This is a genomic window from Paracoccus sp. (in: a-proteobacteria) (genome assembly GCF_047973135.1).
Lineage (GTDB): Bacteria > Pseudomonadota > Alphaproteobacteria > Rhodobacterales > Rhodobacteraceae > Paracoccus.
Genome location: NZ_JBKEBL010000097.1, coordinates 1 through 12,803 on the forward strand (window position 1 = coordinate 1; position 12,803 = coordinate 12,803).

Annotated in this window: 18 protein-coding genes and 1 pseudogene; 3 read left to right on the plus strand and 16 right to left on the minus strand. The window is 61.4% G+C overall.

What is annotated here, in order from left to right; translation table 11 throughout:
• The coding region (thiD, locus tag ACK5L9_RS07885; RefSeq protein WP_416910922.1) for a bifunctional hydroxymethylpyrimidine kinase/phosphomethylpyrimidine kinase at positions 1–612 on the plus strand (612 nt) is incomplete at its 5' end.
• A gap of 28 nt (positions 613–640) precedes the next feature.
• On the opposite strand, the gene ACK5L9_RS07890 is transcribed toward thiD, so the two are convergent.
• From ACK5L9_RS07890 to ACK5L9_RS07920, 7 genes are all read right to left on the minus strand, one after another.
• Complete coding sequence (locus ACK5L9_RS07890; protein WP_416910923.1) at positions 641–1,222, minus strand: hypothetical protein; 582 nt, start codon at positions 1,220–1,222, stop codon at positions 641–643.
• 121 nt (positions 1,223–1,343) lie between these two features.
• Entirely contained in the window at positions 1,344–1,793 is a 450-nt protein-coding gene (locus tag ACK5L9_RS07895; RefSeq protein ID WP_416910924.1) for an acyl-CoA thioesterase, read from the minus strand.
• Between the two features lie 12 nt (positions 1,794–1,805).
• Complete coding sequence (locus ACK5L9_RS07900; RefSeq protein WP_416910925.1) at positions 1,806–2,051, minus strand: ribbon-helix-helix domain-containing protein; 246 nt, start codon at positions 2,049–2,051, stop codon at positions 1,806–1,808.
• Complete coding sequence (locus ACK5L9_RS07905; RefSeq protein ID WP_416910926.1) at positions 2,041–2,220, minus strand: DUF4169 family protein; 180 nt, start codon at positions 2,218–2,220, stop codon at positions 2,041–2,043. The genes ACK5L9_RS07900 and ACK5L9_RS07905 overlap by 11 nt, the downstream gene beginning before the upstream one ends.
• Positions 2,221–2,372: 152 nt before the next feature.
• Positions 2,373–3,767 (minus strand): class II fumarate hydratase, encoded by a 1,395-nt coding sequence (gene fumC, locus ACK5L9_RS07910; protein WP_416910927.1) that lies wholly within the window; start codon positions 3,765–3,767, stop codon positions 2,373–2,375.
• A gap of 103 nt (positions 3,768–3,870) precedes the next feature.
• Positions 3,871–4,341, minus strand: a complete 471-nt coding sequence (locus ACK5L9_RS07915) for an SspB family protein (RefSeq protein WP_416910928.1) — start codon at positions 4,339–4,341, stop codon at positions 3,871–3,873.
• Between the two features lie 224 nt (positions 4,342–4,565).
• Positions 4,566–4,853 carry a hypothetical protein gene (locus ACK5L9_RS07920; RefSeq protein ID WP_416910939.1) on the minus strand — a complete coding sequence of 96 codons (288 nt, stop codon included), beginning with the start codon at positions 4,851–4,853 and terminating at the stop codon, positions 4,566–4,568.
• On the opposite strand from ACK5L9_RS07920, the gene ACK5L9_RS07925 reads away from it, so the two are divergent.
• Positions 4,743–5,354, plus strand: coding sequence for a hypothetical protein (locus ACK5L9_RS07925; protein WP_416910937.1), 612 nt, complete (start codon positions 4,743–4,745; stop codon positions 5,352–5,354). The genes ACK5L9_RS07920 and ACK5L9_RS07925 overlap by 111 nt on opposite strands.
• Positions 5,355–5,403: 49 nt before the next feature.
• Here ACK5L9_RS07925 and ACK5L9_RS07930 read toward each other — a convergent pair whose 3' ends face one another.
• The 9 genes from ACK5L9_RS07930 to ACK5L9_RS07970 form a co-directional block, all read right to left on the minus strand.
• Positions 5,404–6,183 (minus strand): succinate dehydrogenase iron-sulfur subunit, encoded by a 780-nt coding sequence (locus tag ACK5L9_RS07930; RefSeq protein ID WP_416910929.1) that lies wholly within the window; start codon positions 6,181–6,183, stop codon positions 5,404–5,406.
• A gap of 12 nt (positions 6,184–6,195) precedes the next feature.
• Complete coding sequence (locus ACK5L9_RS07935) at positions 6,196–7,011, minus strand: hypothetical protein (RefSeq protein WP_416910930.1); 816 nt, start codon at positions 7,009–7,011, stop codon at positions 6,196–6,198.
• Between the two features lie 49 nt (positions 7,012–7,060).
• Complete coding sequence (locus ACK5L9_RS07940; protein WP_416910931.1) at positions 7,061–8,023, minus strand: glycosyltransferase family protein; 963 nt, start codon at positions 8,021–8,023, stop codon at positions 7,061–7,063.
• A 200-nt stretch (positions 8,024–8,223) separates the two neighbouring features.
• The gene (locus ACK5L9_RS07945) at positions 8,224–8,547 is read right to left on the minus strand and encodes a hypothetical protein (protein WP_416910932.1); all 324 of its coding nucleotides are present in this window, start codon (positions 8,545–8,547) and stop codon (positions 8,224–8,226) included.
• Positions 8,547–8,921, minus strand: coding sequence for a hypothetical protein (locus tag ACK5L9_RS07950; protein ID WP_416910933.1), 375 nt, complete (start codon positions 8,919–8,921; stop codon positions 8,547–8,549). The genes ACK5L9_RS07945 and ACK5L9_RS07950 overlap by 1 nt, the downstream gene beginning before the upstream one ends.
• The gene (gene sdhA, locus ACK5L9_RS07955; RefSeq protein WP_416910938.1) at positions 8,921–10,723 is read right to left on the minus strand and encodes a succinate dehydrogenase flavoprotein subunit; all 1,803 of its coding nucleotides are present in this window, start codon (positions 10,721–10,723) and stop codon (positions 8,921–8,923) included. Before sdhA ends, ACK5L9_RS07950 begins: the two co-directional genes overlap by 1 nt.
• 31 nt (positions 10,724–10,754) lie before the next feature.
• Complete coding sequence (gene sdhD / locus ACK5L9_RS07960; protein WP_416910934.1) at positions 10,755–11,141, minus strand: succinate dehydrogenase, hydrophobic membrane anchor protein; 387 nt, start codon at positions 11,139–11,141, stop codon at positions 10,755–10,757.
• 15 nt (positions 11,142–11,156) lie between these two features.
• Positions 11,157–11,549, minus strand: coding sequence for a succinate dehydrogenase, cytochrome b556 subunit (gene sdhC / locus ACK5L9_RS07965; RefSeq protein ID WP_416910935.1), 393 nt, complete (start codon positions 11,547–11,549; stop codon positions 11,157–11,159).
• Positions 11,550–11,727: 178 nt separating this feature from the next.
• The gene (locus ACK5L9_RS07970) at positions 11,728–12,324 is read right to left on the minus strand and encodes an AAA family ATPase (RefSeq protein WP_416910936.1); all 597 of its coding nucleotides are present in this window, start codon (positions 12,322–12,324) and stop codon (positions 11,728–11,730) included.
• Positions 12,325–12,649: 325 nt separating this feature from the next.
• Here ACK5L9_RS07970 and ACK5L9_RS07975 point away from each other — a divergent pair.
• Positions 12,650–12,803, plus strand: a pseudogene (locus ACK5L9_RS07975) (IS1380 family transposase); the annotation flags it as partial.

Consider the following 12,803-nt stretch of genomic DNA (forward strand, 5'->3'; position numbering starts at 1 on the left):
ATTCAGGCGATCCGCGACGATATCCGGATCGACGCGATCAAGATCGGCATGTTGGGCGACGCTGCAATCATCAAGACGGTGGCCCGGTCGCTGCAGGGGCTGGCCTGCCCCGTCGTTCTGGACCCTGTCATGGTCGCCAAGGGCGGCGACCGGCTGTTGCAGGTTCAGGCGGTCGCGGCGCTGCGCGATATTCTGCTGCCCCGTGCGGCAGTGATCACGCCAAACCTGCCCGAAGCCGCCGATCTGCTGGGCCAGCCCGAGGCGCACAACGCTGCCGGGATGGCCGATCAGGCGCGGGCCCTGCTGTCTTTGGGACCAGGGGCGGTACTGCTGAAGGGTGGGCATCTGACGGGGGCAGACTGCCCCGATCTGCTGATGACATCGGAAGGCGCGGAATGGTTCACCGCCCCGCGCGTGGCGACGAAAAACACCCATGGCACGGGATGCACGCTGTCATCGGCGCTGGCGACCTGGCTGGCACGGGGACAGCCCCTGTCACAGGCGGTCATGTCGGCCAAGCGCTATGTCTCGGGCGCGATCGCGGGGGCCGACCGGTTATCGGTGGGAAGTGGACACGGGCCGGTCGAACATTTCAACAGAGAACACAGATAACAACCGGCCCGTCACAACAGTTTACTACTTACACACTATTCTTGCGGCGCTGCCTCCTTTTTCCGGCGGCGAGTGCACCAAGGGCCGAAAGAAGCATGATCCCGGCAGGGGCCACCGGAACCGGGGCCACATCCTTCAACGTCAAGGTTCCACGAATTGTCTCATTGCTGTCCTCGTTATCACCGCCAAAGGTAAAGCGCAGGATGTCGCCGGTATTCAGCGCCACCGACGACTGGCCATTATAGCTGAAACTGGCGGATGGCGTGGTGCAGCAGATTTCAGGACCGGCATTGACCAGCATCTCGGAAGCGCCGGGCGATACGCGGTTCAGAAATGCCGTCACGTTGAAAAAGGCGTGAAAGCCGCTGAAATCCCATAGGTAATCCCACGTCCCGCCCTGAGCCACGGTCGTTTCGGCGGTAAAGGTCACGGGACTGCCAGAAGAACTGAAGGAATCATAGCTGAAGGCCGCGCCATCGGCTCCAAGCTGCGTCACCGAGGTGGTGTCCGGCCCGGAAATCGTCCAGGGGTCCAGCGTCACGGCCCCGGCAGGCGCAGCAAGAAAAGCCAGCGCGGCAATCAGCGCGGTCGGTTTGATGTGATGTAGCATTTGTGTCTCCTGTTTACGAATACAGGAACAAAATGTCACAGCGCGTTAACGCCGAATGTATCGAAGATCACAGAGTTGCAGATTTAAATGCACAAAAGGCGATTTTTTATCTGACCGGGCGTCAGCCCGGTTCCGGCATGACAAGCCCACGCAGCAGATCGCGTTGCGCTTGCGGCGTAGGCAGGGGACGGTGGGTGGCGCTGTCCACCGTGACCAGAACCGAAAAGGCAGCGGCGCATTCCTCATCGTCGCCGTCGCGGAACATCCCCATCTCGACCCGCAGGGAACTGCGGCCCATATCGGCCAGCTTCAGGCCGATGGCCGGTTGGTCGGGATACGAGATTTCGCGAAAATAGGTGCAGCCAAGCTCGACCACCACCTGAATCGGCCCCTCGCCCCGATGATCCAGCAGGCCGCGCGCCACCATCGCGCGGTTCAGCGCCTCGTCGAACAGTTCCAGATAGGCGACGTTATAGACATGGCCATATTGGTCATTGTCGTTCCAGCGCGTCTGGACCGTGTGAAACTCGGCATAGTCGCTGCGCCTGCGCGGCGTCTTGCGTTCGGTCATCGGTGCGTCATGTCAGTCACCGCGCCCGGCCTGCGCTTCGGCCAGCACGAAAAGACGCAGCGCCGTCGCAAGCCCGACCTGAGACGGGCGGGCGTGATCGATCCGGCCGATCAGGGCGGCGCGGGTGATCCTGCGTGCCTTGGCCGCCCGCGCCAGCGCCAGCCAGAATGCGTCTTCCAGCGAAACCGAGGTGCGATGTCCGTCAATCGTTACCGACCGTTTCAGCGGCGGCGTCATCGGAGGCAGTTTATCCGTCATCGGTCTTGTGCGCCTCATGCGCACGCGCTGCCCGGTCGGCCTCGGCCTCGCGGGCCTGACGCAGGATGCGTGCCTCGCCAAAGCGGGCGGCGTTGCTATCCCCCTCGGTGCGACGCTTGTCGCGATCCCGCTGCTTGCGGACTTGCCGCAAATTGACAATCTGAGTCATCAGACTTCCTCTGATTGTGCCGACCGGGGCCGCCGACAAGGTATCAAGTCCGGCCACCATAACGCGCGAAAGGCGGTTTGTCCCAGCCCCGACAGCGAAAAGCGCGCTGACTTCCGCCACCGCGCCAATTTCCGCCGGAATTCGATCCGCTGTCAGTCTTTTGGTCCGATCATATCCTCGGGGCGGACGATCCGGTCAAAGGTTTCACCATCGACAAAGCCCAAGGCGATTGCCTCTTGGCGCAGGGTGGTGCCGTTCTTATGCGCGGTCTTGGCAACCTTGGTGGCGTTGTCATAGCCGATGGTCGGCGCAAGCGCCGTCACCAGCATCAGCGATTCCTTCATCAGCTTGTCGATCCGCGCCGTATTGGCCTGCGTGCCCACCACCATGTTGTCGGTAAACGACCCTGCCGCGTCGCCCAGCAATTGCATCGACTGGATGACATTGTAGGACATCATCGGGTTATAGACGTTCAGTTCGAAATGCCCCTGCGATCCGGCGATGGTGACAGCGGCGTCATTGCCCATCACATGCGCGCAAACCATGGTCAGCGCCTCGGCTAGGGTCGGGTTTACCTTGCCCGGCATGATCGAGGAACCGGGTTCGTTTTCCGGCAGGATCAGTTCGCCCAGACCCGAGCGCGGACCCGATCCCAACAACCGCAGGTCATTAGCGATCTTGAACAGCGAGGCGGCAACGGTCTTGAGCGCCCCGGAAAAGAACACCATCGCATCATGAGCTGCCAGCGCCTCGAACTTGTTCGGCGCGGTGACAAAGGGCAGTCCGGTGACATTCGCGATCTCGGCGGCAATGGCGCTGTCCCAGCCTTTTTTCGTGTTCAGGCCGGTGCCGACCGCCGTGCCGCCCTGCGCCAGCTCATAGATCTGCGGCAGGGCCAGCTTTACCCGTTCGATTCCCATGGCGACCTGATGGGCATAGCCGGAAAATTCCTGCCCCAGCGTCAGCGGCGTCGCATCCTGCGTGTGGGTGCGACCGATCTTGATGATGTCGCTGAATTCCTGCGACTTCGCGACCAGCGCCTTGTGCAGCTTTTCCAGACCGGGAATCAGCACATCCCGCGCCATCATGCCGATGCCGACATGCATGGCGGTCGGGAATGTGTCATTCGAGGACTGGCCCATATTCACATGATCGTTGGGGTGAACGGGCGTCTTGCTGCCCAGTTCTCCGCCCAGAATCTCGATGGCGCGGTTCGAAATCACCTCATTGGCGTTCATGTTCGACTGGGTGCCGCTGCCGGTCTGCCAGACGACCAGCGGGAAATTGTCGTCGAACTTGCCTTCGAACACTTCGGTCGCGGCCTGTTCCATCGCCTTGCCGATTTCAGCAGGGATGCGCCCCTCGGCAGTGTTGATCCTGGCCGCCGCCAGTTTGATCGCGCCAAGCGCGCGGATGATCGCGACAGGCTGCCGTTCCCATCCGATGGGAAAGTTCATGATCGAGCGCTGCGTCTGCGCGCCCCAGTATTTGCTGGCATCAACTTCCAACGGACCAAAGCTGTCGGTCTCGGTGCGGGTCTTGGTCATGATCGGGACTCCCTCGCGGTTTCGCCGAAGGTTCTAGCGTTCGGCGACCGGCTTGGCAATTGGTATGCAACGGTATGCGAGAATGCGCCGCTACGTCGCGCAGCTATTTCCGCCAGCGATCCAGCCGCACGACCTCGCCGCCGCCATTGGGCGAACCATCGGGACTGTCATCGTCATCTTCGGCAGTATCGTCGGGATCCACGTCATCGTCGTCATGGTCCTGCGTCTCGAATCGCAGCCCGAACTCGACCGAGGGATCGACAAAGGTGCGCAGCGCGTCAAAGGGGATGCGCAGCGGTTCGGGCGCGTTGCCGAAATTCAGCGTGACGGTAAAGCCCTCGTCATCGACAGACAGATTGTCGAACCAGTGCTGGATCACGATGGTCATTTCTTCCGGATAACGCTCGCGCAACCAGTCGGCCATCTCGACGCCCTTTTCGCGGGTGTCGAAGGTGATGAAGAAATGATGATCGCCGGGCAGCCCGTCCCTGGCCACATCCTCTAACACATCCGCGATCAAACCCTGCATCGCGCGATGCATCATTCCTCCGTAGTCGATCCCGGTACGGGTCATCTGGCCACCCTCTGTCATTCTGGCCAGCATAGGCATCTGTCTGACGATGAAAAGGGGGCGCGGACGGCTGACCGGCAACAAATCAGTGGCCAGCCGCAAACCGGTAACGCAGGGCGGCAGGCCTTGACCTTTGCCGACACAGATCACGCGCCAACCCGCAGAACCCGACAGCGAAGGAAGAAGTCCCGTCCATTGCGGTACTACTGCTTGCGCCGCAAACGAAATTAAGAGTAGACGTTATAGTATACTTTAGCTGACGGCGAATGATGAATATCAAAAATTTTGTCAAATCCGGCCTCGGGATCTTGGGTTACGAGATCCGGAAAGTTCAGACGATCAGCAAGGATACAATCCATTTCCTGCATATCGGAAAATGCGCGGGAACCCAGATCGGGCAGATCATCCGGCAAATCAACGCGCTTGAGGGCAGGGCATGCCTGATCAGGCACACCCACGACGTCTATCTGCGCGATCTGCCCCAGAACGGGCGGTATTTCTTTAGCATTCGCCATCCAATCAGCCGGTTCTACAGCGGCTTCTACAGCCGCAAACGGAAGGGGCAGCCCATGACCTATTCCGAATGGACGACCTATGACGAACACGCCTTTGGCGATTTCGAGGATGCCAACGATCTGGCCGAGGCGCTGTTTCAGGACGGACCGCTTGGCGTGCAGGCCACCGCGGCGATCAAGTCCATTCGGCATACCGCCCAGAATCAGGTGGACTGGTTCAGCGGCTGCGGGTCGTTCCTGTATGTCCGCGAACCCGTCTGGATCATCCGGCAAGAGCATTTCGCGGATGATCTGGGGAATTTCCTGAAAGCGGCAGGTTTCGGGCATCTGACCAACCGTGTCACGATTACCGGGGACACAACCAGGGCCCATGCCAGCGATTACAGCGCAACGCCGCCCCTGTCGGACAAGGCCAGGGAAAACCTTGGCGTCTGGTATGCGCAGGATATCGCCTTCTACAGGATGTGCGAATTCTGGCTTGAGGAAATGGCCGCGCAATAGGGTGGCGGGACGCCGTGGCGTCCCGCGCGCGGATCACACGATCCCATGCTTACACGATCCGCTCGACCATCATATGCTTGATCGAGGCGATCGCCTTGGCCGGGTTCAGCCCCTTGGGGCAGGTATTGGTACAGTTCATGATCGTATGGCAGCGATACAGCTTGAACGGATCCTCCAACTCATCCAGCCGCTCGCCCGTCGCCTCGTCGCGCGAATCGATGATCCAGCGATAGGCGGCCAGCAGCGCGGCCGGGCCCAGATAACGGTCGCCGTTCCACCAATAGGACGGGCAAGATGTCGAACAGGACGCGCAAAGCACGCATTCATACAACCCGTCCAGCTTGGCACGATCCTCGATGGATTGCTTCCACTCGGTTCCCGGCGTTGGGGATTTGGTGATCAGATAAGGGTTGATGCTGGCATGCTGCGCATAGAAATGCGTCAGATCCGGCACCAGATCCTTGACCACCGGCATATGCGGCAGCGGATAGATGGCGATATCGCCCGCGATCTCATCAATGCCATAGATGCAGGCCAGATGGTTGCCGCCGCCGATATTCATCGCACAGGAACCGCAAATCCCCTCGCGGCAGGACCGGCGGAAGGACAGGGTCGGGTCGATCTCGTTCTTGATCTTCAGCAGCGCGTCCAGAACCATGGGGCCGCATTTGTCCAGATCGACGAAATAGGTGTCCAGACGCGGATTTTCGCCCGTATCGGGATCCCACCGATAGATCTGGAATTTTTTGACATTCGTCGCGCCTTCCGGCTTGGGCCAGGTCTTGCCGACCCGGATCTGGCTGTTCTTGGGCAGGGTGAACTGAACCATTGGCTGCTCCTTTCAGGGCGTACGGTCATGCGGCCGGTCGGCCGCGAACAGAGGTTGGGTTCGGGCGACCAGCTCGGCCACTTTTCCGCGCGCATGCGGGTTCAGTGACAGGCCGTTCAGCCGCCGCAGAAATTCGGTGGACGAGGCGCTCAGCCGCTGCATCGAGGCCCCCTCCAGCGGAGAAAGCGCGTCGATCTGCCCGTCCGACAGCCCGGCATGGCGCAGCAATTGCCGACCCGGATGCCGGGGACAGGTCTCATCCTCAAGCTTGAAGCGCGTGACGCGATCACTGCCGACGGCATTGGACAGACGGCTCAGTAAATCGCCCCAGCCGGGCATGTCCGCGATCTCGGACATGAAGGCGACCTGCTTGCGCGGATAGCCATCGGTCCGGACCGCTTGCGCCCAAACACTTTCCTTCCAGATTTTCATGTTGCGGCTGTAGACCACAAAATCGACCGTCATCCCCGACGCGGTTTTCGCGATCAGCGCCGCGATGTCCGGCAAGGCGGGATAAAGCCGCGTCTCGCCACCGTTTCCCGGCATCGCGCCAGCCAGATTTTCGTGGCTCAGCAGCACGGGCAGATCGTTGTCGGGCAGGGTCTGCAACGCATCCTCCAGCGCGATCTGCAATGCCTTGGCGCTGTCGGATGAGGGCCGAAGGCTGTAGGTCACGGCGGCCCGCCCCAGTGGCCGCATCGGCGTACCCTCTTCCGGGGTCCGCACGATCAGCAGCGGGGCAAGCGCGTCCGCATTCTGCCGCAAAAACCGCTGGATCGCGGTGCTGCCGGTCTTTTGGACGCCCAGATGAACGATCAGACGACGCATGCGGCTGACCTGCAACTGCTGCTACACCTGTGACCCATGCCCATTCCCGTTACTTTCCCATGGGCGACGCCGCCACCTGCCCCGAGCGTTGCGGTTGCACCGCCGCATCGGGCTGCACCGCCTTTTCGCGCATGACAACCTTGCCCAGAAAACGCCCGACCAGATCGGCAGCAACTGGCGTGCTTAGCCGCCGCTTCAACTGTTCACTGGCCAGCCTGGCCATGGCCTCGCGCCGTTCAGGGTTATCCAGCAGATCGCAGATCTGATCCGCCCACAGATCCGGGTCATTGCTGACAACGCCGGACCCTTCCGTAAAGAACAGCCCGTGATCGACCGCATCGCTGCAAATGACAGGAACCTGCGCATCCAGATAGCCCAGAATCTTGCCAAAGGATTTACCAAGACTAAAGCCCTGAGGGTAAACCACGGACAGGCCGACCGCCACATCCTCAAGCGAGGACAGAAACTGGTCGTAAGGCAGAAAGCCCAGCAATTCCAGCCGCACCCCCGCCCGGCGCAGTTCGGCCAGCATTGGATGGTTAGGCTGGTCCTTGCAGCCATAAAGCCGCAGCATGACGCCACCGGGGCGTCGCTCGACCACCTTCAGCATGACATCGCGGCAGAACGCCATTTCATTTTCGTATTTCAAGGGCGTCGCCTGCGCCCAAGTCACAACTGGCTGGCGCATATCATGCGAACGCCGCGTACCCGTGGGCATTGGCGTTCCGGTCCAGACCACGGATGTGTTGTTGCTGAACCGCCTGGCCCATTGGTGAATATAGCGGCTGCCGCAAATGACACCCGCCGCTTCGCGCGCGGTCTTTTCAAGGATCGGCGTCAGCCGGGGATCAAGAAAATCCGCGTCGTCGATGTCAAGAACGACGGGCGCGCCGGGAACCAGCTCCAGCCGGTTCAGCGGATGCCTGCATTGCTGCAAGACAATGACATCCGGGCGAAAGGCCCGCAGCAGCCGTTGTCGGCCCTTCAGGCCGACGCTTGGTCCGACAACCATTGCGGACCAACCATTCTTGTTCAGATAGTCAGCGACATTATGAGCACGCAGCAAGCCGGAAAAAATACGTCCGTCACCACTAAAAAAAACAACCCGCTTCCTGCGCTGCCCATGCTGCAACCGCGTCGTAGCAATCCGGGGATAGAGCTGAAGCTCACGGGCCATTGGCCCAATCAGCTTTCGAGCAGCGGAAAAGATTGTCATGATTTTGCGGTACCTCCTTCTTGTTGAAACAAAGGCCGCGCCGGAGACTGACCCGAGCGCCGCCGGACACAATGTTCATACGCCTCTTCCGGTCCGCGCCCCATGATTCGGTCCGGATCAACATCCATCGAAACACTGCCATAACCGCCGAAACGATCGCCTCCGCCGCCCAATCCGATGGAAACCTGGGTGCGCGGACGGTCGCGATACAGCGCTTCCTCGCGGCAGATGCGTTCGGCCTGATCGACCGGAATCGGCCCGCAACCTGCCAGCCCCGACAGGATCGGGGCCAGCATCAGCAGGGGCACGGCGGGCCGCATCAGATGGTGCGCGCCACAGAGGCCATGCATTGCTTGGTCGGGTCGCGCCGGACGATGGCGGCGATGCTGCCTGCGGTCGCGGCCCTGCCGCTTTGCGATGCCTGCGCGATATCCACCAGTTCAGCCGAGGTGGCATTGTCCATCACGCAATTCACATAGGGCTGGACGTCGACTCCCTGCATGTTGGCCTCAAGCCCCTGGGTGATCGCATCGCGGGCGATCTGCCGGGTTGCGGCATCGGCAACGCCGGGGACCGGCATCGTGGCCACGGGCGGAGGCGCGGCGGGGGGCGGGGCCATTCCGGGCGGCGGGGCCATACAGGCGGCCAGCGACAAAGTGACGGCACTCAAGGCGGCAAGCGAACGAAAACGCATCAATAAACCCTCTTTTTCGGAGCGATCTTCTTCAGGTCGATCCCGCCATCACTTTCCTGAGTCAGCGGCTCAAGATGGACGGGCCGATAAGCAAGTTTAACCTTGTTCCCATCGACCCACGCAAGGGAATGCTTGCGCCAGTTGGCATCATCCCGCTCGGGGTAGTCCTCGTGTGCATGCGCACCACGGCTTTCCTTGCGCGCCTCGGCCCCGACGATGGTGGCCAATGCGTTGGGCATGAGGTTCGTCAGCTCAAGCGTTTCCATCAGGTCGGTGTTCCAGATCAGCCCGTGATCCGTGACCCTGAGGTCATCCATCTTGGCGGCGATGGCGACCATCTTTTCAACGCCTTCCGCCAGTGTCTTGTCGGTGCGGAAAACGGCGGCGTCGGCCTGCATGGTGCGCTGCATCTCGTCGCGCAACTGCGCGGTGGGAATGCTGCCATCGGCAAAGCGGATCGCGTCGAACCGCGCCAGTGCCTTATCCACCTGTTCCCGGTTGGTGGCAGGGATCGGGGTGTCGCGGTCCACGACCTGACCCGCGCGGATCGCCGCCGCCCGGCCAAAGACCACAAGGTCGATCAACGAGTTAGAACCCAGCCGGTTCGCGCCATGGACCGAGGCGCAGCCCGCCTCGCCCACCGCCATCAGGCCGGGAAAGACGGCATCGGGCGAGCCCTCGGTCGGGTTCAGCACCTCTCCCCAGTAATTCGTGGGAATGCCGCCCATGTTATAATGCACTGTCGGCAGAATCGGAATTGGCTGTTTGGTGACATCGACGCCCGCAAAAATCTTGGCCGATTCGCTGATACCCGGCAGGCGCTCATGCAGCGCCTCGGGCGGCAGGTGCATCAGGTTCAGGAACATGTGATCCTTCTGATCACCCACGCCGCGGCCTTCGCGGATCTCGATGGTGATGCAGCGGCTGACTACGTCGCGGCTGGCCAGATCCTTGTGGGTCGGGGCATAACGCTCCATGAAGCGTTCGCCCTCGCTGTTGGTCAGATAACCGCCCTCGCCGCGCGCGCCCTCGGTGATCAGGCAACCCGAGCCGTAAATTCCGGTCGGGTGGAACTGCACGAATTCCATGTCCTGCAAGGGCAGACCCGCACGCGCGACCATGCCCGCACCGTCGCCGGTGCAGGTATGCGCGCTGGTGCAGCTGAAATAGGCGCGGCCATAGCCGCCGGTGGCCAGCACCACCATTTTCGCGTTGAACACATGAATCGTGCCGTCATCCAGCTTCCACGTCACGACACCCGTGCAGCGGCCATCGGTGATGATCAGATCCAGCGCGAAATATTCGATAAAAAATTCCGCATTGTTTTTCAGGCTTTGCCCGTACAGCGTGTGCAGAATGGCGTGGCCGGTCCGGTCAGCGGCAGCGCAGGTGCGCTGCACGGGGGGGCCTTCGCCAAATTCGGTGGTGTGACCGCCAAAGGGGCGCTGATAGATCTTGCCCTCTTCGGTGCGGCTGAAGGGCACGCCGTAATGTTCCAGTTCGTACACGGCCTTGGGCGCCTCGCGCGCGAGGTATTCCATCGCGTCGGTATCGCCCAGCCAGTCCGAACCCTTGACCGTGTCATACATGTGCCACTGCCAGTTGTCCGGGCCCATGTTCGACAGCGATGCCGCGATGCCGCCCTGCGCCGCGACCGTGTGGCTGCGGGTGGGGAATACCTTGGTCACGCAAGCGGTGCGCAGCCCCTGTTCGGCCATTCCCAACGTGGCGCGCAAACCCGCGCCCCCGGCACCCACGACGACCACATCGTAATCATGGGTGACGACCTCGTATTTCGCCACATGCGATTTGTCTTGCTCTGCCATGATGTCCTCAGATCGCGATGGTGATCAGCGCCATCTTCGCCAGCGCGAAGACCGCCGAGGCGATAACCGCCCAGCCGAAGATCACCGAGATGATGATTGCGCCCTTGCGCGCGGTGCCCTGAAAATAGTCGTCGATCATGATCCGCGTGCCCTTCATGAAATGAATCATGCCGGTGATCACGAACAGCGCGGTGATGATCGCGGGCCAGGGGCGGCTGAAATGCTGGATGACGCCGTCTTGCGGCAGGCCGATGGCACCGCCGATGACGATCAGGAACAGCGGAGTCAGCAGGATCAGCGCGCAGGCGCTGACCGTCATGGCCCAGTGATGCGCCGTGCCGGAATGGGCGGATCCCAGACCCTCGGCCGCTTTTCGGGGGGTGATGTAACGCATGTCGTTTTCCTTGGATCAGCCGATGAAGAACAGGATCAGCGAGATCAGCGTCAGTACGACCGATCCGGCGACGATCACCACCGAGGATTTCCGCGCCTCTTCGATCTCAAGCCCGATACCTGCGTCATAGAACAGGTGACGGATCCCGGCCAGCGCGTGATACCACAGCGCCCAGGCCGACCCCAGCAGGATCAGGAAGCCAAGCCACGACCTCACCACCCAGTCGGCGGCTGCGAAAGCGCCCGGTCCGGTGACGGCGGCGGTCAGCCACCACACGATCAGCACGATGCCCGCGACAAGCGCGTGCCCGGTGATCCGCGTCAGGATCGAGGTCACAGCCGCCAATGGCAGCTTGTAGACCTGAAGATGGGGGGAAAGCGGCCGGTTACCCCGGTTCACATCGGCCATGAGGCGGCCCTCCTTTGTCGGTTCTGGCTCGACCCGTCGCAGGCTTGGGCTGGCCGCACGGGCTGGCGATCGGCATTGTTCTGAATGTGTTTCTGCCAAGTGTCACGACGTTATGCCACCCCCTTTTCAGAAACAATCGTAATTTTGCATGTTGTGATCACGCAGATCGCGCCCGTGATCACAACTTTCCCGCTCCGATGCCCGGCAACAGCCCCGGAAGATCGGTCGCCGGGTGGCAGCTTCGAAGAAAATCGCGAACCTCGGCGGGCCGGGTCAGGCGTTCGACGCGCAGCGCGGGGCGGCCCCGGTCAATCGCGCGCTGCACGCTTTGGCGCGAGGTTTCGCGGCTGCGCCAGATAAATCGCAGAAAATCAATCGTCTCTCGCCCCAGCACCTCGGGGCAGCCACTGGGCAGGTCGGGCCGGGTGCGGCCATGATGCCGGACCGACCGCCACAGCACCCGCCGGATGCGCAGCCAGACCGGCAGATCCAGCCAGATCAGCAAATCGGCCCGCGCGGCGCGGTCGGCATAGGTGCGCGAATGCCCGCCTTCGAAAATCCAGTGATCGCGGTCATGAATCTCTCGTGTCAGCATGTCCTTTTCCACGGGATCGCGCGCAACCCAGCCGGGCAGCCAATGGATATGGTCCATGTGAAAAACCGGCAGCCCGCTGACCTCGGCCAGCCGGCGCGACAGGTAGGATTTGCCCGATCCGGGCCCTCCGACAATCATGATGCGCCGGATCGCGCCGGACCCGACATGAGAGATATTCACCGGAACACACCCTCGTGGCGTGTATCGATAGCCGGCACCTGCAAATATGGAAGGACATCGCAACAGCCTTGCGGCCAACAACTCATGACACGCTCCTTCGCCCGAAAAACTAAGCAGGATTTCCGAAAAGTGGCCACCGGTTTTCGGATAAAAATCCTGCAAAATCAAACAAGCCTAAGCAGGCATTCGTGGGCAAAGCCACGAATGCCTGCTTAGCCCGAATTATGCATGAGGAGTTGGTGAGACTAGCTTAACTACTTGAAGAGCTGTAGTTTTATGGTTCCTACACCCAAAGCCGCAGTTCTTCAGGATGCCGAGCCTCACCATGGATGTTTCTACACCCTCTCGTCTGTGTTTGTCACCGGTCAATGGCAAGCAGGTCCTGCTCGGATTTGAGGGTGCCAACATGAGTTCCGACGCTGGGCTGATGCTGTTGCGGGAGATCGAGCGCCGTGAAGGTCTGGCAGGTTGGCTGGCGC